Origin of the sequence: Paenirhodobacter huangdaonensis, assembly GCF_004022465.1 — a bacterium.
GTDB lineage: Bacteria > Pseudomonadota > Alphaproteobacteria > Rhodobacterales > Rhodobacteraceae > Rhodobacter > Rhodobacter huangdaonensis.
In genome coordinates, this window is record NZ_SAVA01000007.1 from 167,261 (window position 1) to 191,944 (window position 24,684).

Here is a 24,684-nt window from a genome sequence, read left to right on the forward strand (position 1 = left end):
TCACCAGTTGTCGGGGCCCTTGTCGGCGAAGGTCTGGGCGAGGAAGTCGATGAAGGCGCGCACCTTGGGCTGAGTGAAGCGCCCGGGCGGATAGACCGCATAGATGCCGAGCGTCTCCATCGGCAGATCGGGGATCGCCTCCTCGACCAGCCCCTGTTTCAGCGCGTCGGCGTAGAGGAACGAGGGCAGATAGGCGATACCGAGCCCGGCGATGCAGGCATGCAGCAGCGATTGCCCGTCGTTCACCGTCAGCCAGCCGGCCGAGCGCACCTGCCGCCGCTCGCCCGAGGGCGCGGTGATCTTCCAGACGTTGCCGTTCGACTGGCTGGAATAATGCAGCAGTTTATGCTCGTTCAGGTCGTCGATCTTCTGCGGCCGGCCGTATTTCTGGAAATAGGAGGGCGCGGCAATCATCCGGCGCGAGCTTTCGGTCAGCTTGCGTGCGCGCAGCGTGCTGTCCTCGAGTTCGCCCACCCGGATCGCCATGTCGAAGCCCTCCGAGATCAGCTCGACATAGCGATTGGTCAGCACCATGTTCACGGTGATCTCGGGATATTCCTGCAGGAAATCGCCCAGCACCGGCGACAGCAGGTTCACCCCGAAATCGGTGGCGACCGAAATCCGCAGCAGACCCGAGGGCGCCACCTGCATCGCGGTGACGAGCGCATCGGCCTCGCCCGCGTCGTTCAGCACGCGCCGGGCGCGGTCGTAATAGGCCAGGCCGATCTCGGTCGGCGAGACGCGGCGGGTGGTGCGGTTCAAAAGCCGCGCCCCGAGCCGCGCCTCGAGCGCCGAGACATGTTTCGACACGGCGGACTTGGAGATGCCCATCTTCTTCGCCGCATCGGTGAAGCCGCCCTGATCGACGACGGTGGCGAAGGCTTCCATTTCGGTCAGGCGGTCCATTGTGCACCCTTCGGGAACGTTTCTCGGTTCCCTCATGCATCGGTGTGAAATCGGGCACAAATGGGGCCCGGCGGGGACAATACGGGGGAATTGCCCTGCGCGGGGAAACAATTGCCATCGACGGGCGGGCAGGCCCGGTGGCGGGATCGGGCGCCGGCGTGCCGGTGCCCGATCGGGACTCAGAAGTCGAGGTTCTCGACGTTCAGCGCGTTTTGCTGGATGAACTCGCGGCGCGGTTCGACCACGTCGCCCATCAGCTTGGTGAAGATGTCGTCGGCCTCGGCCACGTCGTCGATCTTCACCTGCAGCAGGGTGCGCGCCGAGGGGTCGAGCGTGGTTTCCCACAGCTGTTCCGGGTTCATCTCGCCCAGCCCCTTGTAGCGCTGCAGCGTCAGCCCCTTCTCGCCCTCGGACAGGATCGCCTGCAACAGCGCGAGCGGGCCGTAGATCAGCTGCTCGCGGTCCTTGCGGATCAGCTTCGCGGGCGTGCCATAGACCTCCTGCAGCAGCGCCGTGTGTTGCGCCAGCCGCCGCGCCTCGCCCGAGCGCAGCACGGCGCCGTCGAGGGCACGGTGCTCCTCGACGCCGCGCACCATGCGGGCAAAACGCAGCCCGTGGTCCTGCGTCGGACGGCCGCTCCAGCCGCGCTCGTATTCGAGCGCGACAAGATCGAGCCGCGTCGCCACCGCATTCGCCACGCCCTGCGCATCGGCATCGACCCGGCCCGGCACCAGCGCGCCGGCGATCGCCGCCTGTTCGAGGATGCTTTGCGGGTAATGCGTCGGGAAGGCCTGCAGGATGCGGCGGATCATCCGCGCCTCCTCGACCACGCGCTCGAGATCGGCGCCGATGATCTCCTGACCATCGCCAAGCCGCAGCCGCGCGCCCTCGATGCCCTGATGGATCAGGAACTCCTCGAAGGCGGCCTGGTCCTTCAGATAGACCTCGGACTTGCCGCGCGCGACTTTGTAGAGCGGCGGCTGCGCGATGTAGAGATAGCCGTGCTCGATCAGCTCGGGCATCTGCCGGAAGAAGAAGGTCAGCAGCAGGGTGCGGATATGGGCGCCGTCGACGTCGGCATCCGTCATGATGATGATCTTGTGATAGCGCAGCTTGCCGATGTTGAACTCGTCACGGCCGATCCCGGTGCCAAGCGCGGTGATCAGCGTGCCGATCTGCTCCGAGCCGAGCATCCGGTCGAAACGCGCGCGCTCGACGTTCAGGATCTTGCCGCGCAGAGGCAGCACCGCCTGGTTCTTGCGCTCGCGCCCCTGCTTGGCCGAGCCGCCGGCCGAATCCCCCTCGACCAGGAAGAGTTCGGAATCGGCGGGGTCCTTCGACTGGCAATCGGCAAGCTTGCCGGGCAGCGAGGCGACGTCCATCGCCGTCTTGCGCCGGGTGAGCTCGCGCGCCTTGCGCGCCGCCTCGCGGGCAAGCGCCGCCTCGACGATCTTGCCGACGATCGTGCGCGCCTCGCCGGGATGTTCCTCGAACCATTCGCTGAGCTTCTCGTTCACCAGGTTCTCGACCGCCGGCCGGACTTCGGAGGAGACGAGCTTGTCCTTGGTCTGGCTGGAGAATTTCGGATCTGGCACCTTGACCGACAGCACGCAGGTCAGCCCCTCGCGGGCGTCGTCGCCGGTGAAGTCGATCTTCTCCTTCTTGGCGATGCCGCTGTCCTGGGCGTATTTCGTCAGCGTCCGGGTCAGCGCGCCGCGCAGGCCGGCAAGATGGGTGCCGCCGTCGCGCTGCGGGATGTTGTTGGTGAAGGGCAGCACGGTCTCGTGGTAGCCGTCGTTCCACCACAGCGCCACTTCGACGCCGATGCCGCGCACCTCGCCCACCATGTAGATCGGGTCGGGGATCAGCGCGCTCTTCGAACGGTCGAGGTATTTCACGAATTCCTTGACGCCGCCGTCGTAATGCAGCTCGACATGCAGCGGCTCGGCCGGGCGCTCGTCCTCGAGCAGGATGCGCACGCCCGAGTTCAGGAAGGCAAGCTCGCGCAGCCGCGTCTCCAGCGTCTTGAAGCTGTAGTCGAGGTTCGAGAAGGTGCCCTCGGGGTCGTTGGTCTTGGCCGAGGCCATGAAGCGCACCTCGGTGCCCTTCTCGCCCGGCGCATCGCCGATCTCGCGCACATGCTCGACGCATTCGCCCTTCTCGAAGCGGGCGAAATAGACCTTGTCGTTGCGCCAGACCTTGAGCTCGAGCCAGTCGGACAGCGCGTTCACCACCGAAACGCCGACGCCGTGCAGACCGCCCGACACCTTGTAGGCGTTGCCGCCCTCGTCGGTGTTGTTGAATTTGCCGCCGGCGTGCAGCTGGGTCATGATGACCTCGGCCGCCGAGACGCCTTCCTCGTGGTGCATGTCGACCGGGATGCCGCGGCCGTTGTCGCGCACCGAGACCGAGCTGTCGGCATGGATCTTCACCGCGACGTAATTGGCATAGCCCGCAAGTGCCTCGTCGATGCCGTTGTCGACGACCTCATAGACCATGTGATGCAGGCCCGAGCCGTCGTCGGTGTCGCCGATATACATGCCCGGCCGTTTGCGCACGGCCTCCAGGCCCTTGAGAACCTTGATGGACTCCGCGCTGTAGTCGGACTTCTTCGGGCTGTTTTCGGTCATGCGCGCCTATCCTGACAAGTGTTGCGGACTTATAGGAGTTCGGCGCGGCAATGTCACGCGATAGCGGGGGTTTTCAGGGCAGGACGGCCCCGTCCGGCAGGCTCAGCGCGCCGGTCTCGTCAAGCGGCCAGAACGGATTTCGCGCCACTTCCCAGACATGGCCGTCAAGGTCGGCCCAATAGCCGGAATAGCCGCCCCAGAAGGTGCGCGCGGGCGGTTTCACCGGCTCGGCGCCGGCGGCAAGCGCGGCGGCGAAGGCGGCGTCGACATCGGCCTCGGTCGCGAAATTCTGTGCCAGCGTGATCGCGCCGGTGCCCAGCGGCACCTCGGGCCGGCCCTGATCCTCGGCCAGATCCTTCAGCCCGAAGAGGCCAAGCGCCATCCCCGGCAGGCGGAAGAAGACCACCGCCTGCGTCGCCTCGGCCGGGCGCCAGCCAAGCGCCTCGTAGAAGCGGCGGGCCGCGGTCAGGTTGCGCACGCCGAGCGTGATCAGGCTCACGCGCTGCACCGGATAACTCATCGCACCTCCTCGACCTGCGAGGTTCCCCCCACCTCGGTCACCTGCCAGCCCTGACCCCGCGCGCCGAGACTGTCGAACAGCTCCGCCCCGGTGCCGGTCATCATCACCTGCGCGGAGAGCGCGCAGACCTCGTCATAAAGCGCCGCGCGCCGGCCCGCGTCCAGATGCGCCGCGACCTCATCGAGCAAAAGCACGCAAGGCGCCCCCGCAACGGCCCGCGCATTGGCCAGCAGCAGCGAGATCAGAAGCGCCTTCTGCTCGCCGGTCGAGCATTGCGCGGCGGGGATCGCCTTCTCGGCATAGATCGCCTCGAGATCGGCGCGGTGCGGCCCCTCGAGCGTGCGGCCGGCCGCCATGTCGCGCCGCCGCCCGGCGGCGAGCGCCGCCGCCAGATCCGCGGGCCCCTCGTTCACCAGGGTCAGCGCGGCGGCCGGAAAGGCCGTCGCCGCCCCGGCCTGCGCCGCCGCGATCCGGGACAGCGCCGTGGCGCGGGCCGCCGTGATGCGGGTGGCGGCCTCGGCCATCCGCGTCTCGAGCGCGCCATACCAGCCGGCGTCGGTCACCATGTCCTTGAGCAGCCGGTTGCGCTCGCGCATCGCCTTTTCATAGGCCAGCACCGCTTCCGCATGGGCGGGATCGAAGGAAAGCGTCATCCGGTCGAGGAAGCGCCGCCGCCCCTCCGCCGCCTCGATCCAGAGCCGGTCCATCGAGGGCACCAGCCACAGCACCCGCATCAGCCGGCCAAGCGCCAGCTGCGGCGCGGCCTTGCCGTCGATCGTCACCTCGCGCGAGGCGCCGGGCAGGGCCATGGTCTCGACCGCCTGACCGCCGATCTCGGCGCGGATCTTCCAGCCCACGGCCTCCTGCCGGCGGATCAGCTCCTCGGAACCGGCCCGGCGCAGCCCGCGCCCGGGCGAGAGCAGCGACACCGCCTCGAGTACCGAGGTCTTGCCGGCGCCGTTCGGCCCCCAGATCGCCACCGGCCGGCCATCGAAGGTGAACTGCGCGCGGCGATGCGAGCGGAACTGCAGCAGCGTCAGATCCCGCAGCATCGGCCCCTCGTTTTCCTGGCAAAAATACTCCCGCCGGAGGCGTTCGCCCGCCTCACACGCGCATCGGCATCACGACATAGACCGCCGAGGTGTCATTGCCCTCGCGCATCAGCGTCGGATCGCCCGAGGAGTTGAACAGGAAGACGGCGTTCTCGCGGTCGACCTGGCTGGCGATCTCCAGCAGGTATTTCGCGTTGAAGCCGATCTCCAGCCGCTCGTCGTCATAGGCGACGGCCAGCTCTTCCTCGGCCGCGCCGGAATCGGGGGCATTGACCGAGAGCACCAGCCGGTCCTCCTCGAGGCTCAGCTTGACGGCGCGCGAGCGTTCCGAGGACACGGTGGCCACGCGGTCGACGGCCTTGGCAAACTCCGCCGCATCCACTTCCAGCCGGCGCGCATTGCCCATCGGGATCACGCGCGAATAATCGGGGAAGGTGCCGTCGATCACCTTCGAGGTCAGGGTGATCTCGGGCGTGGCGAAGCGGACCTTGGTCTCGCTCACCGAAACCGCGATGTCGGCCTCGTCGTCATCAAGCAGCTTGCGCAGCTCGTTCACCGTCTTGCGCGGCACGATCACGCCCGGCATGCCCTCGGCGCCCGCGGGCAGCGGCGCGTCGATGCGGGCCAGGCGGTGGCCGTCGGTCGCCACGCAGCGCAGCACCGGGCCGCTCTCGCCGGTCGCCACATGCATGTAGACGCCGTTCAGGTAATAGCGCGTCTCCTCGGTCGAGATCGCGAATTTCGACTTGTCGAACAGCCGCTTCAGCATCCCCGCCTTGGCGGTGAAATTCGCCGTGTATTCCGACGAGGCCATGACCGGGAAATCTTCCCGCGGCAGCGTGGCGAGGTTGAAGCTCGACCGCCCCGCCTGGATCGTCAGCCGCCCCGCGGCCGGATCATCGGCCAGCACCACCAGCGCCCCGTCGGGCAGCTTGCGCACGATCTCATGCAGCATCACCGCCGAAACCGTCGTGGCGCCGGCGCGTTCGACCTGCGCCGGAGCCTTGTTCACCACCTCGATGTCGAGGTCGGTGGCGCGGAAGGAGACGCTGTCGCCCTCTGCCTCGACCAGCACGTTCGCCAGGATCGGGATGGTGTTGCGCCGCTCCACGACCGACTGTGCCTGCGCCACGGCCTTGAGCAGTGCGGCGCGTTCGATGCTGATCTTCATTTCCATCCCTCACGGCAACCGGGGGCGGAAAGGTAGCATCTCCCCGCACCGGCACAAGTTTTTTCGGACATTCGGCCGCTTTGGCCGAAGCGTCAAGACGTCAGGACTCGAGAAGACGGCGCAGCAGGTCGATATCCTCGGCGATCTGGCGGTCCGAGCCCATCAGTTCCTCGATCTTGCGAATGCCGTGCATGATCGTGGTGTGATCGCGCCCGCCGAAGCGGCGGCCGATCTCCGGCAGCGAGCGGGTGGTGAGCTGCTTCGACAGATACATCGCCACCTGCCGCGGCCGGGCGATGGTGCGCACGCGCTTCGGCCCGATCATGTCGGACAGGCGCACGTTGTAATGCTCGGCCACCTTGCGCTGGATCTCCTCGATCGTGACCTTGCGGTCCGAGGCGCGCAGGATGTCGGTGAGGCATTCCTGCGCGAGGTCGAGGGAGATCTCCTTGCCGACGAGCGAGGCGAAGGCAAAGAGCCGGGTCAGCGCGCCTTCGAGCACACGCACGTTGGTGGTGATCCGATGCGCGAGGAACTCGAGCACGCCATCGGCCATCGTCAGCCCCGGATATTGCGCGCGGTAAGCCTCGGTCTTGGTTTGCAAGATGCCAAGGCGCAGCTCGTAATCGGTCGGGTGCAGGTCGACCACGAGGCCGCATTGCAGGCGCGACTTGATCCGCTCCTCGAGATCCTTGATCTCGCCCGGCGCGCGGTCGGCCGAGATGATGATCTGCTTGCCCTGATCGACGAGCGCATTGAAGGTGTGGAAGAATTCTTCCTGCGTGCTGTCCTTGCCGGCGATGAACTGCACGTCATCGACCATCAGCACGTCGACCGAGCGGAACATCTCCTTGAAGTCCATGATCTGGCGTTCGCGCAGCGCCTGCACGAAGCGGTACATGAACTGCTCGGCGGACAGATAGCGCACCCGCGCCTCGGGGCGGCGGATCTGCAGCTCGTGCGCGATGGCGTGCATCAGGTGGGTCTTGCCGAGGCCGACGCCACCATAGAGGAACAGCGGGTTGAAGGTGACGGGGCCGCCCTCGGCCACGCGCCGCGCGGCGGCATGGGCAAGCTCGTTCGGCTTGCCGACGACGAAGCTGTCGAAGGTGAAGCGGGCATCGAGCGGTGCGCCGGGCAGGTCCTCGTCACTGCGGGCCTTCGGTGCGGCAGGTGCCGGTGCGGCAACGGGTCGCGAGACCTCGTTTGCCGGAATCGGGCGCAGTTCGGGCACGCGGAATTCGATCCGCTCGACGACGTGGCCGTCGTTGCGCAACTCGCGCAGGATCGCCTCGCCGAAGTTGCGCGACACCCAGTCGCGCATGAATTTCGTCGGAGCCTCGAAGGCGGCGATGCCTTCGGCCATGTCGATCATGCGCAGCGGCGCGATCCAGGTCGTGTAGTTGCTCTTGCCGACAGTCTTGAGAAGTTCATTGCACACCCGCCCCCAGGTTTCTTTGGTCATCTTCTTGTTGCCTTTAGAGTCTACATGCAGTTTCGGTGCACACATCTCCCCGGAACAGGGACCCGCGCGGACGCGGGTCGGAACCCCTGCAATAGGACACGGCAACAGGCCCGGTGAAAACCGGGCAAGGCACTGGATGCCGAATCTCGGAAGGCGGCAGCCTTCAGAATCGGATTCGCTTCTTCGACACCGGAACCCCCGGCTTTTTTCGTTGTCGTGGCAGACTTTATGCCTGCTCCGGCGGTCGAAGACGCGTCATGTCCCCCAAGGCGATGTGAATCGCTGAGGCAAGCTAGCGCGCCCTCCTGCCGTGCTGCAACCGAACTTCGCGCTTGACGGGGGATTCCCGAAATCGAATCTCCGGGGATGGGAAAACGCGCAACAGCCGCGAATAATGCATTGAAATGTCTTGAAAATATGAAAAAGGGCGCCCGAAGGCGCCCTTAAACCGAGTCTCTGCGCTGCAGCAATCTGCGGCTCAGTTCGCCAGCGCTTTCACGCGGGCCGAAAGGCGCGAAACCTTGCGCGAGACGGTGTTCTTGTGCAGCACGCCCTTGGTCACGCCGCGGGCCAGTTCCGGCTCGGCGGCCAGCAGCGCGGTCTTGGCGGCGGTCGCGTCGCCCGAGGCGATCGCTTCTTCGACCTTGCGCAGGAAGGTGCGGATGCGCGAGCGGCGCGCGCGGTTGATGTCGTTGCGGCGCTCGTTCTGACGGGCGCGCTTCTTGGACTGGGGCGTATTGGCCATGGTTCTTTCCCACTTTCCGGGTCAGTTGCGTCAGGATAGCGCACAAAGCCCGGTCTCTCGGAGAACCGGATGATTCGAGCCAAAGCGGGCTGCACGCGCATGTGAGGGCTGCCATTACGGCAAAAGCCGCCGAAAGGAAAGCCCCTTCGGCGGCCAATCGGAGCCGGGACGGCTCAGCGGTCGCGGAACTGCGGTTCGCGCTTTTCGAGGAAGGCCGACATGCCCTCCTTCTGGTCCTCGGTCGAGAACAGCGCATAGAAGACGCGGCGCTCGAAATGCACGCCCTCGGCGAGGGTGGTCTCGTAGGCGCGGTTGACGCATTCCTTCACCACCATCGTGCTCAGCAGCGATTTCTCGGCGATCTTGTGCGCCGCGGCCATCGCGTCGGGCAGCAGCTGGGCCAGCGGCACGACGCGGCTGACAAGGCCCGAACGTTCCGCCTCGGCCGCATCCATGAAACGGCCGGTCAGATGCATGTCCATCGACTTCGACTTGCCGACGAAGCGGGTCAGCCGCTGCGTGCCGCCCATGCCGGCGACGACGCCGAGGTTGATCTCGGGCTGGCCGAACTTGGCGTTCTCGGCGGCGATGATGAAATCGCACATCATCGCCAGCTCGCAGCCGCCGCCGAGCGCATAGCCCGCCACCGCCGCGATCACCGGCTTGCGGGTCTTCAGGATGCCGTCGGTCTCGGTGCTGAAGAAGTTCTTGGTGAACATGTCGACGAAGCTCTGCTCCGACATCTCCTTGATGTCGGCACCGGCCGCGAACGCCTTCTCCGAACCGGTGATGACGATGCAGCGCACCTTGTCGTTCTTGTCCGCCGCGGCGAGCGCATCGGCCAGCTCGCCCAGCAGGGTCGAGTTCAGGGCGTTCAGGGCTTCGGGACGGTTCAGTCGGATCAGGGCGACATAGTCTTCGATCTCGACGATCAGGGTCTGGTAGGCCATGTGGCAGTGCCTTTCCTTATGCTGGGCCGGAGTCGTAACAGGGTCTGGGCGATTATCAAGACCCCCTCGCAGCTGCAGCATAGCCGCTATTTCTGGCACTGCGGGCAGAAATAGCTCGACCGGCCCGATTGCACGATGCGCCGAACCGGGGTGCCGCAGGTGGGGCAGGGCTCGCCCTCGCGGTCGTAGACGCGGAAGGAATGCTGGAAATAACCAAGCTCGCCATCGGCCTGACGGTGGTCGCGCAGCGACGACCCGCCGGCCTCGATCGCCTCGCTCAGCACCTCGCGCACCAGCGGCACGAGCGCCGCGATCCGCTTCGCCGCGATCCGCCCGGCGGGCCGGCGCGGGTCGATGCCGGCGCGAAACAGCACCTCGGAGACATAGATGTTGCCAAGCCCGGCGACGACATGCTGATCCAGCAGCGCGGTCTTGATCGGGCTTGCCCGGCCCTTCAGCCGCTCGACAAGATAGTCCTCGTGGAACTCGTTGCCGAAGGGCTCGGGGCCGAGCCCCGCCAGCAGCCAGTGCGCTGCCTCGCGGTCGGTGCGCACAAGGTCCATCGCCCCGAAGCGGCGCGCATCGTTGAAGGTGACGCGGGCGCCGCCTTCCATTTCCAGCACCACGTGATCGTGCTTTTGCGGCGCCGGATGGTCGAGGTGATAGTCGCCGAGCATCACCCCCGACACCAGCATCCGCCCCGACATGCCAAGGTGGATGAGCAGGCTCTCGCCGCTGTCGAGATCGGCCAGAATGTATTTCGAGCGCCGCCGCAGCTGCTCGACGCGCCGCCCGGTCAGCCGCTCGGCCATGTGCTCGGGCAGCGGCCAGCGCAGGTCGGGGCGGTTCACCTGCGCGGCCTCGATCCGCCGCCCCTCCATCGCCGGGGCAAGGCCCCGTCGCACGGTTTCCACCTCGGGCAGTTCGGGCATCTTCTTTCCTGTCGCATTGTCTTGGCCGCAAGGGCCCCTATAAGAAGGGGGAGATTTCGGGATCGGCAAGAGACCATGACGACAGAACAGACGAGAACCACGCATTTCGGCTTCCAGACCGTGGACGAGGACGCGAAGGCCGGAATGGTCCATGGCGTGTTCTCGCGCGTGGCCTCGAAATACGACATTATGAACGACCTGATGAGCATGGGCATCCACCGCATCTGGAAGGATGCGATGATGGACTGGCTTGCGCCACGGCCGGGGCAGAGGCTGCTCGACGTGGCAGGCGGCACCGGCGACGTCGCCTTCCGCTTCCTCAAGCGCGCGCCGGGCGCCACGGCCACTGTCTGCGACATGACGGAATCGATGCTGATCGAGGGCCAGAAGCGCGCCGAGGCCGAGGACATGGCCGAGCGGCTGAGCTGGGTCGTCGGCGACGCGATGGAGCTGCCGTTCGAGGACAATACCTTCGACGTCTACACGATTTCCTTCGGCATCCGGAACGTGACCCGGATCCCCGACGCGCTGCGCGAGGCCTATCGCGTGCTGCGTCCGGGCGGGCGGATCATGGTGCTCGAGTTCAGCCAGATCCCGAACGACATGCTGCAATCGCTCTATGACGCCTATTCCTTCAACGTCATCCCGGTGATGGGGCAGATCGTGGCGAATGACCGCGACAGCTATCAATATCTGGTGGAATCGATCCGCAAGTTCCCGACGCAGGAGATCTTCGCCTCGATGATCCGCGAGGCCGGCTTCGAGCATGTCAAATATCGCAACCTGACCATGGGCATCGCCGCGCTGCATTCCGGCTGGAAGATCTGAGATGCGGGGCCCTCACAATATCTGGCGGCTGATCCGCACCGGCGCCACCTTCGAACGCACCGGCGCGATGAGCGTCGCGCTCGAGGCGATGGAGGCGCCGCCGCGGCTGCGGCTGGTGGCGCGGATCATCGGCTGGCCGTTCAAGTGGCTCGGCTACAAGGGCGATCCGGCGCTGCCGCCGGTGACGCGCGCGATCACCGCGCTCGGGCCCGCCTACATCAAGTTCGGCCAGGTGCTGTCCACCCGCCCCGATGTGGTGGGCGAGGATCTGGCGAACCAGCTGCGGGTGCTGCAAGACAAGCTGCCGCCCTTCGACACGGCGCTGGCCAAGGCCGCGATCGCCGAGGAGCTTGGCCGCCCGGTCGGGGAGATCTTCACGACATTCTCCGAACCCGTCGCCGCCGCCTCGATCGCGCAGGTGCATTCGGCGGTGCTGGCCGGAACCGGCGAGACCGTCGCGGTGAAGGTGCTGCGGCCGGGAATCGAGCGCGCCTTCCGTCGCGACCTTGATGCCTTCCATTTCGCTGCCGGGATGATCGAGCGGCTTCTGCCCGGCACCCGCCGGCTGAAACCGACCGAGGTGGTGAGCCATTTCGAGCAGACCGTTCTGGGCGAGCTCGACCTGCGGCTCGAGGCCGCCGCCGCCTCGCAATTCGCCGCGAACACCGCGCGGGACGCGCATTTCCGCGTGCCGGCGCCGGTCTGGGCGCTGTCCGGCCGCACGGTGATGGTGATGGACTGGGCCGAGGGCACGGCGATGGGCGATGTGCCGGCGCTGCGCGCGGCCGGCCATGACCTCGTGGCGCTGTCCGAGCGGGTGCTGCAGCTGTTCCTCAGCCATGCCCTGCGCGACGGCTATTTCCACGCCGACATGCATCAGGGCAACCTGAAGGTCGCGGCGAACGGTGATGTCATCGCCTATGACTTCGGCATCATGGGGCAGATCGACGAATACACCCGCCGCGTCTATGCCGAGATCCTGATGGGCTTCATCCGGCGCGATTACCGCCGCGTGGCCGAGGTGCATTTCGAGGCGGGCTATGTGCCGGCCGACCGCGACGTGAACGCCTTCGCGCTGGCGCTGCGCGCCGTGGGCGAGCCGATCTTCGGCATGAACGCGACGCAGATCTCGATGGCGAAGCTGCTCGCCTATCTCTTCGAGGTGACCGAACGCTTCGGCATGCAGACCCGCACCGAGCTGATCTTGCTGCAGCGCACGATGGTGGTGGTCGAGGGCGTGTCGCGCTCGCTCAACCCGGCGATGAACATGTGGGAAGTGGCCCGGCCGGTGGTCGAGACCTACATCCGCGAGAACCTCGGCCCGCGCGCGGCGCTGCGCGATCTGAAACGCACGGCGCTGGTGCTGGGCCATTTCGGGCCGCGGATGCCGGCGCTGCTGCAGGAGCTGATCGAGCGGCGGGTGAACGGGCCCGCCCCCGCGCCCGCGCCCGAACGCCGCCACAACGGCTGGCTGGCGCTTGGCGGGCTTGCGGCTTTCGCGCTTGGGCTGATCGCGGCTCAGGTGCTCTGATCGGGGTCGCGCAGCCCGGTGATGTCGGCGGGCGCCACCTGTGCGCCGCCGCGCAGCACCAGCACTGACCCGCCCGCCGTGCCCTGCACCTCGGCGATCGGGCTGTAGACCTCGGCGGTGTCGGTCGAAAGCAGGGTGCCGCTGTTGTAGCTTTCAAGCTCGAAGGAATAGACCCCGGCGGGCAGGGCGGTGCCGGAATTGTCGGTGCCGGCCCAGTCGAGCGTCTCGGCCGTGGTGCCGACGTTCCGCCGCGCCACTTCCGTCCCCGAGGCGTCCTTCACCACCAGCACCGCCTGATCGGCGCCGGTCACCGGGTTCGGTGCGACGGTGAGCGGCGTCGTGCCGTCGAAATAGGCGGGCGCCGCCACCCGCGCCTCCATCCCCACCCAGCCCGCATATTGCGTCACGCCGAGCAGGCCGAGCTGCGTCGCCATGCTGGTCAGCAGCTCGTTCGTCTTCACCTGCTGCTCGACGCCCGAGAAGGTGGCGAGCTGCACCGCGTAATCCGAGCTGTCGATCGGGTCGGTCGGATCCTGGTTCTGCATCTGCGTGGTCAGCAGGGACAGGAACATCTGGTAATCGGAACTGATGTTGGTGCCCGAGCCGGTGGTGGTGCTGCTGGCCGGGCCGGCGGTGGCCGGGGTGATGCCGGAAACGGTGCTCATGGCGCTGTCCTTACATGCGAAGATCGAGGGAGCCGTCCGTGCTCCGCGGCGCGGGGCGGGGCGGGGCGGCGGTGGGTGTGGCGGGGGCGGGGCGATCCGGTTCGGCACCGAAGCTGTTGTCCGGGGCGGTCTCGCCGCGCTGCTGCCGGCCGCTCTCGGCACCGAAGCTGAAGGAGACGTCGGTGTAGCCGAGGTCGCGGAAATCGCGCGCCAGCATTTCGATGTTGCGCCGCATCAGGTCGAGCGTTTCGGGGCGCTCGGCCTGCACTGCGACGGTGATGCCGTGCTCGGCCGGATGCAGAGTCAGGCGGACGCGGCCCAGTTCTTCGGGAGACAGCGCGACCTCGACCGGGCCGTCGGGGCGGTGCACGACGGCCTCGTGCAGCTGGCGCAGCACGTGATGCGCGGGCACATGGCCGATCTCGCGGCCTGCCGGTGTCGGTGTCGGTGTCGGTGTCGGTGCCAGCGTCGGCGTCGGTGCCGGCGCGGCAAGGACGGGGCCGTCTGGACCTGATGCGCCGGGCGCTGCGGCGGTGGCGCGGGTCTGTCCCGCGGCATCGCCGCCCTCGTCCGCGGGCGGCCGGACGGCGGCACGGGGGGGGGAGTGCGGCTCTGTCGCCGTCGGTCCGGTCGCAGCCCGGGCGGGCGCCTCCGGTCGCGCGGCGGTCCACCCCAGCGGATCGGCTCGGCCCGCGACGGCGGGGGCCGCCATCGGGGGCGCGGCGGGCGCCGCGGCCGTCTGCGCGCCGGTCTCGGGGGCCGGTCGCCCGGTTCCGGCCTGCTCCGGTGCCGGCTGCGGTTGCGGGGCCGCATCGGGGGCTATGCCGGCGGGGGCGCTCCTGGCGCCACCGACCCCATCGACCCCATCGGCCGCGGCGGCTGGCGGGTGCAGCGCGGCGGCCATGGCCGGGGCGGCCCCTGCCGGCGCGGTGGTGATCGGCCGGACCGGGGCCTCGGACGTCCGCGAATCGGGGGCTGCCTCGCCCGGCGGCACGGGGGCGGGGGCTGCCTCGGCCGGTGCCGGCGTCTGTGAAGGCTCGGTCTTGGTGGCGGGCGCCGGATTGTCCGGCATGGAAACCGTGATCCGCATCGGCGCTGGCGGGGAGGCGGCGGACGGCGCCTGCGGCCCCGGTGCCGGAGCGTCGCCGCGGCGGTCGGGCGCGGCCGGGGCGTGGCCGGTTGCGGCGACGGCCGCCGGGGCGGACGGGGCCTGGGCCGGGACGGGCAAGGCCGCCGCGACAATCTGGCCGCCGCCGGGCGCCGTGGCGACGGCTGTGTGCCGCTCCGCTGGCGGGGCGGGCCGGGGCTGCGGCTGACCCGCCATGGGCCGGTGGACCTCTCCCGGGGCCGCGGTCGGCGCGAGGGCAAGCTCTGCCGCTCCGGAGGAGGGGGCAGCGGTGCGCGCGGCGGCGGGTATCGTCCGTGACCAGTCCGGCAGGACCGCGCGCCGCCCGTGTCCGGCCCGGGGCGCAGAAACCGTGGCTTCGGCGGTGGTGTCGCGACCTTCGGCCGCGGGGGCGATTGCCGGCATCACCGGGCCGATTGCGGTGGAAGGCTCTGCGGGGCGCTCCTTGCGGAAGGTGGAGCGGTGCTCCGTTGCCGTTCTGGTGCCGGTGTCGGTCGTCCCACGCCCGGCCCCCGTGTCGGGGCGCGGCGAAACGGCCTGTTCCGCGGCGGGGCTTGTGGGGGCCGGGGCGCCGAAGGTCTGCCCGGCCGCCGGTGCGGCAGGGGGCCCGCCGGCAGCCTCGCCCGCCGGACCGGCGGGTGCGCGCGGCCGCAGATCCGGCGTGATGTCCGGGGGCGACCCGGCACGGGGCGGGAGTGGCGCCGCGCGTGGGGTCCCGGACGCCGGTTCCGGGGCCGGGGTATTCGGCAGGGGCGGTGGAGAGCCGATCGCGGCGGCGGACACGGCGGAAGCGGACATGGCGGAAGTGGACGGGGCGCCATCGCGCGGCGGATCGGTCGGATCGGCACCGCCGGCGGCGGGCGGGTCATCTGTTGGCCGGGAGGCGGGCACGGCGGCCTTGCTCGGATGCCCTGCTGCGACGGCGGAGATCCCGGCTTCCGCGGCTGCAGCGAGCGACGGTTGCGTGGGCGGAGCTGCCGGCGTCTCGGCGGGGCGCGGCGGCTGATCGGGGCCGGTCTCTGCGCGGCGCATGTCGGGGGCGCGCGTCTGCGCCCCGCTGGCGGGCGGGGGCGGGGCTCCTGCGGGCAGATCGGCCGGGAGAAGGAGGCCGCTCCCGGCCGCTCCGGCAGGGGTTCCGGTTGCGGCGGGGGCTGCCCCGGGCGACGGGCCAAGGCGCGGGGCCGGGGCGGCGGAGGGGGGCGCGATCCCTGCGGTCAGGTCCCGCCCGGCACCGGGGCGGGGCGGCGAGTCGGGGGCCAGCAGCGGGGCGGCCAGCGCCTCGAGGCACGGTCCGGGGGCCGCCACGGGGCCGCCGGCCATCGGCGCAGAGGTTTCCTCACCCCCGGTCGACAGCGCGTCGATCACCACGGCGAAGGCCATGCCTGCGGCCGGGTCGCCCGCCTTGTAGTCGCGCCCGCGGGCCGGGGGCGTCGCGAGCTGCGCAAGAGGGTCGGGGAGGAGAAGCTGGGTCATGGGCCATCGCGACATCTGCCGGGTCTGCGCAGAATGGCAGCAGGAAGTTACCGCTTCTTTACGGAGTCCTGCGATTTTCGCTGCAAATCCATCCATCTGCAGCGGGGCGACAGGATGCAGGATCTTCAGCCGATACCGGTTGCGCCGACCGGCGCGACGCCGGCGCAGACCGAACAGAAGCTGCGCGCGCAGGCGGTCAGGCTCGAGGCGGCCTTCCTGTCGGAGATGCTGAAATGCGCCCAGGTCGGGCGCCCGCTCGAGAGCTTTGGCGGCGGCATCGGCGAGGAGCAGTTCGCCTCGTTCCTGCGCGACGCCTATTCGGAAAAGATGGCGGAGAAAGGCGGGGTCGGGCTGGCCGAGTCGATCTTTCACGCGCTGACGAAAGGACAAGGTCATGCCTGAGCACAACGACGGGGCCATCCGGCAGCTGCTGGAACATCTGCGGCAGGAGCGCGAGACGCTGCGCGCGGGCCGGTTTCAGGAGCTGGCGCCGCTGATCGCGCGCAAGGAGGCGCTGCTTGCCGCGCTCGCGGGCACGCCGGGGGCACGGCTCGCGCAGGTGCAGCGCATGGCGCAGGAGAACCAGCACCTGCTGCAGGCGGCGATCGAGGGCGTGCGGGCGGCGCGCATCCGGCTGGGCGAGATCGTGCAGGGGGCGCAGGGCTATCACAGCTATGACCAGCGCGGCCGGGCGCAGCGGATCAGCCCCGAGCGGCCGACGCTCGAGAAGCGCGCCTGAGCGATGCGCCCGATCCGCGGCGCAGGCGTGTCACGCGGAAGGAGCGCGCTGGCGGACATGCGGGGCGGCTTTGCGCCGCCACGGGCGACCCGGCGCCGGCCGGCATGCGCCGCAGTGTGGCAAGGCGCGGTTTCCTTTCCGGAAGACGAGCGATCGGATCTGCGAGTGGAAAGACGGCTTCCGGCGGCTGTTCTCCGTGGAAATGTTCTTTCCGCTTCGTGGCGCCCGCGCCACCATGGTCGCGTTCCGTTCTCGCCAGAGAACCCTTCCTTTCCAATGTGTTGCGGGGATTTCATTATCACTTTCGCCGGTGCCTGTGTTAGACTGTCGCAGGAATAGGGTGCGGCTGGCTCGGCTGCAAAATATTCAAATATTATGACATGTTAGATCGTTCCTGGAGGGCTAGGGCGTGAGCAGAGTCGGAACAGATGGCACCCCGCGAATCCTCGCCCTTGGCGTCGGCAACACGCTTCTGACCGACGAGGCGGCGGGGCCGCTCGCGCTGCGGCTGTTCGAGGAACGTCATGGCGCGGCGCTTGGTGTGAGCTGTCTCGACGTCGGCACGCTCGGCTTTCCGCTGGCCGAGGAGATCGGCGCCGCCGAGGCGCTGATCGTCTTTGACGCCGCCCGTTTCGGTGCGGCGCCGGGCACGGTGCGCGCGCTCGAGGATGCCGAGATGGATCACTTCGTCCGCGCCGGCAGCCTGAGCGTGCATGAGGTCGGCCTGCGCGATCTGCTCGACATGGCGCGGCTGACCGGCGATCTGCCTGCGCGCCGCGCGCTCATCGGCATCGAGCCGGGCGAGATCGGCTGGGGGCTGGCGCCGAGTGAGGCCGTTGCCGCGGCGCTGCCGGTCGCGGCCGAGGCGGCGCGGCAGATCGTCGCCCGCTGGCAGGCCGCGGTGACGGAGGTCTGCGCATGAGGCCGGATCTGAACGAGGTGCTGCGCCGGCGTGCCGCCGGGACCGGGAACATGGTTCTGGTGCTGCACGAGGTTTCCCATGCGCTCGACCGCCTCGCCCGCACCGGCGAGACCCATGTGATCGACCTCAGCAGCCTGCCGATGACGCCCGCGGAACTGCAGCAGCTCACCGCTTCGCTCGGCGAGGGCGAGGTGCGCGCGGTGATCGAGGCCGAGGGCCGCTCGGAGGTGACCGAGACCGGCTTTTCCGGCGTCTGGCTGGTCACCCACCGCGACACCGACGACATGCTGCGCGGCCGCTACATCGAGATTACCCCCCTGCCGGAGATCCTGCGCAGTCAGGACGCCGACATCCGCGCCGCCGCCGCCCGGCTTGCGCGCAAACTGGACCAAATCAGCGACCTGGAGGAGGCATCATGATCCGAAGGCAGCAAACACTGGGCGAACGGCTGGAGGAGCGCGGCATCTCGCGGCGCAGTTTCCTGAAATTCTGCACCACCACCGCGTCGCTTCTGGCCCTGCCGCCGGCCTTTGCCCCGCGCATCGCCGAGGCGCTGGAAAGCCAGCGCCGGCCGTCGGTGATCTGGCTCAGCTTCCAGGAATGCACCGGCTGCTCGGAATCGATCCTGCGCGCCGGGGCGCCCTCGATCGAGAGCCTGATCTTCGAGGCGATCTCGCTCGATTATCACGAGACGCTGCAGGCCGCCGCGGGCCATCAGGCCGAGGCCGCGCGCGAACAGGCGATGGCCGAGAACATGGGCAAGTATCTGGTCGTCGTCGACGGCTCGGTGCCGCTTGGCAATCCGGGCTTCTCGACCGTCGCCGGGCAAAGCAATGTCGAGACGCTGAAACAGGTGGCGAAGGGCGCCGCCGCGGTGATCTGCATGGGCACCTGCTCGGCCTTCGGCGGCATCCCCTATGCGAAACCGAATCCCACCGGCGCGGTGCCGGTCTCGGAGATCATCACCGACAAGCCGATCGTCAACGTGCCCGGCTGCCCGCCGATCCCGGCGGTGATGACCTCGGTGCTGGCCCATTACATCACCTTCGGCAGCCTGCCCGAGCTCGATGACCTCGGCCGGCCGAAGGTGTTCTACGGCCAGAACATCCACGACCGCTGCTATCGCCGGCCGTTCTATGAACGCGGCCAGTTCGCGCAAAGCTTCGACGACGAAGGCGCGAAGGCCGGCTGGTGCCTTTACAAGCTCGGCTGCAAGGGCCCCACCACCTACAACGCCTGCGCGGTGCTGAAGTGGAACGAGGGCACCTCCTTCCCGATCGAGGCGGGGCATGGCTGCCTTGGCTGTTCGGAGCCGAACTTCTGGGACAAGGGCAGCTTCTATGCGCCGCTGTCGACGGCGACCGAGCTTGGCTCGGGCACGGTTGCGGCGGGCGTTCTGGCCGGTGCGGTTCTGGGCGCCGGTGCGGGCTATGCCGGGCGCAAGATGCAGGAAAAGGGCAAGGCCGGCCCGTTCGAGGCGCCGCCAGTGGCGGATGCCGGGCAGAAGGAGACCAGCTGATGACCCTTCTTGATTTCGCACGCGGTCCCGCGCTTCAGGGCGCCGCCTTCATCTTCGTCGTCGGCATGGTCTGGCGCGCGCTCGGCCTGCTTTTGCTGCACCGCAACAGGCCGCTGTCGCGCAACCGCGACAATCACCTTGCCCGGCACGGCTTTCGCACCGTGCTCAGCCGCTTCATCCCCGCCCCGGTGTTCGAGCGGCGGGTGTCGTTCCAATATGTCGCGGGCTGGATCTGGCATCTGGGCTTCTTCATCGTGCTGCTGTTCTTCAAGATTCATGTGATGTTCTTCCAGGGGCTGCTGGGCTTTGGCTGGCCGACGCTGCCGAACGGCGTCGTCGTCGCCGTCGCGGGGATCACGCTTGGCGTGCTGCTGTGGCTTCTGGGCCGGCGCATCGTGAACCCGGTGCTGCGCTACATCTCGACCTTCAACGATTATTCGAGCCTGGTCGTGACGATGCTGCCCTTCATCACCGGCTTCCTCGCCTTCGCCCATTATGGCCTTGCCTATGAAACCATGCTGGCGCTGCACATCCTGTCGATCTCGCTGCTGCTGGTGTGGTTCCCGTTCTCGAAACTGTTCCATGTCATCACGCTGCTTCCGTCCCGCTACATCCTGGGCGTGAAGTTCTGGCGCAGGGGGGTGCAAGCATGACCGAAGTCGTCACCAAGCAGGAGCTCGACGAAGCCTTCGCCATGTTCTACGGCATGGCCGCCAGCCTGAAGGATCTGGCGAGCCCCCCGGTCGAAGTCGCCGACGAGGAGCGCGTCGCCGCGGCGAAGCGAGTCTTCCTGAAGGGCATCGACGCGAATTTCGCCACCCAGCTCGACGCCTGCGTGCATTGCGGCGCCTGTGCCCAGGCCTGCCAGTTCTACCTTGGCACGGAGGACCCGAAATACACGCCGGTGCACAAGCTCGACCTGATGAAGCGGGTCTATGACCGCGAACTGTCGCCGCTGAGCTGGCTGAAGAAGTTCATCGTGAAGGACATCACCGCCGACGATCTGCGCGCCCAGCAGGAACTGGTCTATGACGCCTGCACGATGTGCGGGCGGTGCAACCTTGTCTGCCCGGCGGGGATCAACATCGCCGACATGGTGGCGCTGAACCGCTCGGCGCTCGCCGCGGCGCGGCTGATGCCGGACGAGCTGCGCTTCATGCAGGAAGGGCAGGAGGCCGACGGCACCATCTTCGGCGCCGACGAGGATCTGTTCCGCTTCCGCATGGATGCGCTGCAGGAAAAGCTCGGCTTCGAGATCCCGATCGACAAGCCGAAAGCCGACGTGCTGCTCATCACCACCGGGCTCGACATCCACCTGTTCCAGGATGCGACCGGCGGCACGATCGAGACGCTGCATCACATGGGCATTGATTACACCCTGCGCTCGGACGCCTACGAGGGGGCGAACTTCGGCCTGCTTTCGGGCCACGAGGGCACGAAGAAGAAGATGGCGGCGAAGCTCGCCAATGCCGCGATCGAGGTCGGCGCCAAGGTGGTGATCGTGCCCGAATGCGGCCACGCCTTCCCGGCGCTGCGCTGGGGCGCGGCCGAGGCGCTCGGCAAGCCCGTCGATTTCGACGTGATGACCGTGTCCGAGTATTTCGGCAAGGCGGTGATGGACGGCCGGCTGAAACTCGAGAAGGACAAGGAGCCGCGTGTCGTCGCGCTGCACGACCCGTGCAAGGTCGGCCGCTGGGGCGGCGTCTTCGAGGAGCCGCGCGCCATTCTGAAGGCGATCGGCTGGGAGTTGCACGAGACCGAAAGCAACCGCGCCTACAACTTCTGCTGCGGCGGCGGGGCCGGCAACTTCCTGATCGAACGCGCCAACCCGCTCAAGCGCGCGGGCTATCGGGTGAAGATGGCCGAGATCGAGAAGACCGAGGCGAAGACCCTCGTCGTCTCCTGCGGCTCGTGCCGGATGAATTTCGAGGTCGGCAAGGTCAATGCCGGTGACACGATTCCGGTGGAAAGCCTTGCCGCGATCATCGCGGCGCATCTGCCGAAGACGGAAGGAGCCAAGGCATGAGCCGTATCGTCGTCGATCCGATCACCCGCATCGAGGGGCACCTGCGCATCGAGGCGCAGATGGAGGACGGCCGCATCGCGCAGGCCTTCTCCTCGGGCACCTCGGTGCGCGGGCTCGAGATCATCCTGAAGGGCCGCGACCCGCGCGACGCCTGGGCCTTCGCGCAGCGGATCTGCGGCGTGTGCACGCTGGTGCATGGCATGGCCTCGATCCGCGCGGTCGAGGATGCGCTGAAGATCGACATCCCGACCAACGCGCAGCTGATCCGCAACCTGATGATCGGGGCGCAATACGTGCATGACCACGTGATGCACTTCTATCACCTGCACGCGCTCGACTGGGTCGACGTGGTTTCGGCGCTCGATGCCGACCCGGCGGCGACCTCGGCACTGGCGCAGTCGATCTCGAAGCATCCGAACTCGTCCCCGGGCTATTTCTCGGACATGAAGACGAAGCTGAAGACTTTCGTCGAGAGCGGGCAGATCGGTATCTTCAATCAGGGCTACTGGGGCCACCCGGGCTACAAGCTGCCGCCCGAGGCAAACCTGATGGCCGTCGCGCATTACTTCGAGGCGCTCGCCTGGCAGCGCGAGGTGGCGAAGCTGCACGCGATCTTCGGCGGCAAGAACCCGCATCCGAACTTCGTGGTGGGCGGTGTGCCGAGCCCGATCGACCTGAACTCGGACAGCGCGATCAACGCCGAGAAGCTGGCCAAGGTGAAGAACATCATCGACCTTGCACAAAGCTTCGTCGACGAGGTCTATCTGCCCGACACGCTGGCGATCGCCGGTTTCTACAAGGACTGGGCGACGCGCGGCGAGGGGCTGGGCAACTTCCTGACCTATGGCGACTTCCCGTCGACCGGGCTGACCTCGGACCGCGCGAGCTGGCTGGTGCCGCCGGGCGTGATCCTTGACCGCGACCTGTCGACGATCCACCCGGTCGACCTGTCGGCCGAGGGCGAGATCGAGGAATACATCGCCCATTCCTGGTATGAATACGAGGGCGGCAAGGACAAGGGCCTGCACCCCTGGGCGGGCGAGACCGCGCTCGACTACACCGGGCCGAAGCCGCCCTTCGAGCAGCTGGATGTCGAGGGCGCCTATTCCTGGATCAAGGCGCCGCGCTGGAAGGGCAAGCCGGTCGAGGTCGGCCCGCTGGCGCGGGTGCTGATGATGTATGCCACCGGGCAGGAACAGGCGAAGGCGCTGGTCGACAGCGCGCTCACCACGCTCGATCTGCCGGTGCGCGGGCTGTATTCGACGCTCGGCCGGGTCGCGGCACGCACGCTCGAAACCAAGCTGATCGTCGATGCGATGCAGGATTGGTATGCGGCGCTGATCGCCAACATCAAGGCCGGCGACACCACCACCTTCAACGGCACGAAATGGGATCCGGCAAGCTGGCCGAAACAGGCCAGGGGCGTCGGCTTCATGGAGGCGCCGCGCGGCGGTCTGGGCCATTGGATCGTGATCGAGGATGGCAAGATCGCCAATTACCAGGCCGTGGTTCCCTCGACCTGGAACGCCGGGCCGCGCGATGCGCAGGGTCAGTCGGGCGCCTACGAGGCCGCGCTGCAGGACAATCACACGATGGCGGTCGAAGACCAGCCGCTCGAGATCCTGCGCACGATCCACAGCTTCGACCCCTGCCTCGCCTGCGCGGTGCATGTGATGGACCCGGACGGCGAAGAACGGCTGCAGGTCAAGGTCTGCTGAACAGGAGAAAGACAAGATGAGCGAAATTTTCAGCCCCGAATGGATGGCCGGGTTCGCCGCGGAATGGAACAAGGAGCCGGCGCTTGCCGGCGCGCTCGAGCAGATCGGCTTCAAGTCGACCATCGCCTATGGCTTCAAAGGGGATCCGGCGCCGAAGGGGGTGATGGTGATCGAGGGCGGCAAGGTGATCTCGAGCGGCGCCTATGCCGGCGAGCCGCTGAGCTGGGACATCCGCTGCACGCCTGAACATTGGGACAAGTGGCTGAAGAAGCCGCCGACCATGATGGATCTGGGTGTCGCCTATACCACCGGCAAGATGAAGTTCGAGGTCGGCGATTACAGTGCGATGATCAAGGACCCGCGCATGGCCGGCCCCTTCATCAAATCCTTCGCCGCAATGTCGCGCGTCGGATAACCTGTCGCTTTCGGATCGCCTCCGGTTCCGGCTGGGGCGGTGCGGAAGATTTTGACCAACTCCAGCCCATGGAGGCTTGAATGAAGTCCACCCTGAAACCCCGCCTCGCGGGAACGGCGGCGCTGTGCCTTGTGGCGGCACTGGTGCCGGAAGTCGCTTCGGCCACCGAAGGATATTTTGCCCTGGGCTATGGCGTTGCGCAGCGCGGCGTGGCGGGCGCGGGCGTGGCCTACAGCCAGGACGGGATGTCGAGCGCGATCAACCCCGCCGCGGTGGCGTCGGTCGGGAAGGAGTTCAGCCTTGGCATGCAGGTGTTCTCGCCGCGGCGCAGCTACACCGGCACCGACACCTACTTCGTCGCCCCGGGCAAGGTGGAAAGCGGGCACGAGTATTTCCTCGTGCCGAATTTCTCCTACAACATGCCGCTGCAGAACGGCGCGGTGCTGAACTTCGCGGCCTATGGCAACGGCGGGATGAACACCTCCTACCCGGCGGTCGCCAACCCGAATTGCGGTTATTTCGGCGGCGGCTCGGGCGTGCTGTGCGGCGGCAAGGCGGGGGTGAACCTGAACCAGCTGTTCCTGTCGGTGACCTATGCGCAGAAGATGGGGCGGCTGTCCTGGGGCATCGCGCCCACGGTCGCGGTGCAGAGCTTCTCGGCGCGCGGCCTTGCGGCCTTCGGCGTCACCAGGGACGACACCGATTATTCCACCGGCGTCGGGCTGCGGGCGGGCGTGCAATACGAGGTCTCGCCGCAGTTGACGCTGGGCCTTTCGGCGCAGACCCGCTTCGAGATGTCGAAGCTCGACGATTATTCGAACCTGTTCGAGAACGGCGGTGATTTCGACATTCCCGCCTCGATCACCGCGGGTCTCGCCTATCACCCGCGCCCGGATGTGACGCTGCTGCTCGACTATCAGAAGATCTTCTACAGCGACGTCGGTGCGGTCGGCAACGCGACCGATGCCGGACCGATGGGGGCACCGGGCGGTGCGGGCTTTGGCTGGGACGATGTCGACGTGATCCGGCTTGGCGCCGAATGGCAGCAGACCCCCGACATGACCTGGCGCGTGGGCTATGCCCATGCGACGAACCCGGTCGGGCCCGAGGACGTGAGCCTGAACATCCTCGCCCCCGGCATCGTCGAGGATCACGTCAGCTTCGGCGGCTCGAAGATGCTGAGCGACAACGACCGGCTCGACTTCTCGGTGGGCTATGCGCTGTCGAACTCGGTCAAGGGCACGCTGCCCGCTTCGATGGGCGGCGGCACCGTCAAGCTCGAGATGCATCAGTTCAGCGCGTCGGTCGGCTGGACGCGGCGGTTCTGAGCCTTCGAAAGACCGGCAGGGCG

The 24,684-nt window shown here is 67.9% G+C and carries 23 protein-coding genes; 12 read left to right on the top strand and 11 right to left on the bottom strand.

What is annotated here, in order from left to right:
* The 9 genes from EOW66_RS13205 to mutM all read right to left on the bottom strand — a co-directional run bounded on the left by EOW66_RS13205 (nt 1) and on the right by mutM (nt 10,371).
* Complete coding sequence (locus EOW66_RS13205) at nt 1–906, bottom strand: LysR family transcriptional regulator (RefSeq protein ID WP_113901613.1); 906 nt, start codon at nt 904–906, stop codon at nt 1–3.
* Between the two features lie 179 nt (nt 907–1,085).
* Nucleotides 1,086–3,536, bottom strand: a complete 2,451-nt coding sequence (gene gyrB / locus EOW66_RS13210) for a DNA topoisomerase (ATP-hydrolyzing) subunit B (protein ID WP_128156796.1) — start codon at nt 3,534–3,536, stop codon at nt 1,086–1,088.
* A gap of 73 nt (nt 3,537–3,609) precedes the next feature.
* Nucleotides 3,610–4,056, bottom strand: a complete 447-nt coding sequence (locus EOW66_RS13215) for a VOC family protein (protein ID WP_128156797.1) — start codon at nt 4,054–4,056, stop codon at nt 3,610–3,612.
* Complete coding sequence (gene recF, locus EOW66_RS13220; RefSeq protein WP_128156798.1) at nt 4,053–5,108, bottom strand: DNA replication/repair protein RecF; 1,056 nt, start codon at nt 5,106–5,108, stop codon at nt 4,053–4,055. The genes EOW66_RS13215 and recF overlap by 4 nt, the downstream gene beginning before the upstream one ends.
* A gap of 52 nt (nt 5,109–5,160) precedes the next feature.
* Complete coding sequence (gene dnaN / locus EOW66_RS13225; RefSeq protein WP_128156799.1) at nt 5,161–6,279, bottom strand: DNA polymerase III subunit beta; 1,119 nt, start codon at nt 6,277–6,279, stop codon at nt 5,161–5,163.
* A 100-nt stretch (nt 6,280–6,379) separates the two neighbouring features.
* Nucleotides 6,380–7,744 carry a chromosomal replication initiator protein DnaA gene (gene dnaA, locus EOW66_RS13230; protein ID WP_239017587.1) on the bottom strand — a complete coding sequence of 455 codons (1,365 nt, stop codon included), beginning with the start codon at nt 7,742–7,744 and terminating at the stop codon, nt 6,380–6,382.
* A 478-nt stretch (nt 7,745–8,222) separates the two neighbouring features.
* Nucleotides 8,223–8,489 carry a 30S ribosomal protein S20 gene (rpsT, locus tag EOW66_RS13235; RefSeq protein WP_113901618.1) on the bottom strand — a complete coding sequence of 89 codons (267 nt, stop codon included), beginning with the start codon at nt 8,487–8,489 and terminating at the stop codon, nt 8,223–8,225.
* Between the two features lie 173 nt (nt 8,490–8,662).
* Nucleotides 8,663–9,439 (bottom strand): enoyl-CoA hydratase, encoded by a 777-nt coding sequence (locus EOW66_RS13240; RefSeq protein ID WP_128156801.1) that lies wholly within the window; start codon nt 9,437–9,439, stop codon nt 8,663–8,665.
* Between the two features lie 86 nt (nt 9,440–9,525).
* A complete protein-coding gene (gene mutM, locus EOW66_RS13245) occupies nt 9,526–10,371 on the bottom strand; it encodes a bifunctional DNA-formamidopyrimidine glycosylase/DNA-(apurinic or apyrimidinic site) lyase (RefSeq protein ID WP_113901620.1) in 846 nt (281 codons plus the stop codon).
* A 75-nt stretch (nt 10,372–10,446) separates the two neighbouring features.
* On the opposite strand from mutM, the gene ubiE reads away from it, so the two are divergent.
* Nucleotides 10,447–11,199, top strand: coding sequence for a bifunctional demethylmenaquinone methyltransferase/2-methoxy-6-polyprenyl-1,4-benzoquinol methylase UbiE (gene ubiE / locus EOW66_RS13250; protein ID WP_128156802.1), 753 nt, complete (start codon nt 10,447–10,449; stop codon nt 11,197–11,199).
* 1 nt (nt 11,200) lies between these two features.
* Nucleotides 11,201–12,730, top strand: a complete 1,530-nt coding sequence (gene ubiB / locus EOW66_RS13255) for a 2-polyprenylphenol 6-hydroxylase (protein WP_128156803.1) — start codon at nt 11,201–11,203, stop codon at nt 12,728–12,730.
* Here ubiB and EOW66_RS13260 read toward each other — a convergent pair.
* Together EOW66_RS13260 and EOW66_RS20410 are read right to left on the bottom strand one after the other, a co-directional pair.
* On the bottom strand, nt 12,718–13,395 hold the full coding sequence (locus EOW66_RS13260; protein WP_128156804.1) for a flagellar hook capping FlgD N-terminal domain-containing protein: 678 nt from the start codon (nt 13,393–13,395) through the stop codon (nt 12,718–12,720). The genes ubiB and EOW66_RS13260 overlap by 13 nt on opposite strands.
* 10 nt (nt 13,396–13,405) lie before the next feature.
* Nucleotides 13,406–14,485, bottom strand: coding sequence for a flagellar hook-length control protein FliK (locus EOW66_RS20410; protein WP_164881129.1), 1,080 nt, complete (start codon nt 14,483–14,485; stop codon nt 13,406–13,408).
* A gap of 1,623 nt (nt 14,486–16,108) precedes the next feature.
* On the opposite strand from EOW66_RS20410, the gene EOW66_RS13270 reads away from it, so the two are divergent.
* From EOW66_RS13270 to EOW66_RS13315, 10 genes are all read left to right on the top strand, one after another.
* Nucleotides 16,109–16,396 carry a rod-binding protein gene (locus EOW66_RS13270; RefSeq protein WP_128156806.1) on the top strand — a complete coding sequence of 96 codons (288 nt, stop codon included), beginning with the start codon at nt 16,109–16,111 and terminating at the stop codon, nt 16,394–16,396.
* Complete coding sequence (flgN, locus tag EOW66_RS13275) at nt 16,389–16,733, top strand: flagellar export chaperone FlgN (RefSeq protein ID WP_128156807.1); 345 nt, start codon at nt 16,389–16,391, stop codon at nt 16,731–16,733. The genes EOW66_RS13270 and flgN overlap by 8 nt, the downstream gene beginning before the upstream one ends.
* A 409-nt stretch (nt 16,734–17,142) precedes the next feature.
* A complete protein-coding gene (locus EOW66_RS13280) occupies nt 17,143–17,655 on the top strand; it encodes a hydrogenase maturation protease (protein WP_128156808.1) in 513 nt (170 codons plus the stop codon).
* Nucleotides 17,652–18,074 carry a hydrogenase expression/formation C-terminal domain-containing protein gene (locus EOW66_RS13285; protein ID WP_128156809.1) on the top strand — a complete coding sequence of 141 codons (423 nt, stop codon included), beginning with the start codon at nt 17,652–17,654 and terminating at the stop codon, nt 18,072–18,074. The genes EOW66_RS13280 and EOW66_RS13285 overlap by 4 nt, the downstream gene beginning before the upstream one ends.
* Nucleotides 18,071–19,174 (top strand): hydrogenase small subunit, encoded by a 1,104-nt coding sequence (locus EOW66_RS13290; protein ID WP_128156810.1) that lies wholly within the window; start codon nt 18,071–18,073, stop codon nt 19,172–19,174. Before EOW66_RS13285 ends, EOW66_RS13290 begins: the two co-directional genes overlap by 4 nt.
* Entirely contained in the window at nt 19,174–19,827 is a 654-nt protein-coding gene (locus EOW66_RS13295) for a nitrate reductase (protein WP_128156811.1), read from the top strand. The genes EOW66_RS13290 and EOW66_RS13295 overlap by 1 nt, the downstream gene beginning before the upstream one ends.
* Nucleotides 19,824–21,200 (top strand): (Fe-S)-binding protein, encoded by a 1,377-nt coding sequence (locus EOW66_RS13300; protein WP_128156812.1) that lies wholly within the window; start codon nt 19,824–19,826, stop codon nt 21,198–21,200. Before EOW66_RS13295 ends, EOW66_RS13300 begins: the two co-directional genes overlap by 4 nt.
* Nucleotides 21,197–22,918 carry a nickel-dependent hydrogenase large subunit gene (locus tag EOW66_RS13305; protein WP_128156813.1) on the top strand — a complete coding sequence of 574 codons (1,722 nt, stop codon included), beginning with the start codon at nt 21,197–21,199 and terminating at the stop codon, nt 22,916–22,918. The genes EOW66_RS13300 and EOW66_RS13305 overlap by 4 nt, the downstream gene beginning before the upstream one ends.
* A 16-nt stretch (nt 22,919–22,934) precedes the next feature.
* Nucleotides 22,935–23,333: an SCP-2 sterol transfer family protein gene (locus EOW66_RS13310; protein WP_128156814.1), complete on the top strand. Its 399-nt coding sequence runs from the start codon at nt 22,935–22,937 to the stop codon at nt 23,331–23,333.
* A gap of 80 nt (nt 23,334–23,413) precedes the next feature.
* Complete coding sequence (locus EOW66_RS13315; RefSeq protein WP_128156815.1) at nt 23,414–24,661, top strand: OmpP1/FadL family transporter; 1,248 nt, start codon at nt 23,414–23,416, stop codon at nt 24,659–24,661.
* The last annotated feature ends 23 nt before the right edge of the window (nt 24,662–24,684 follow it).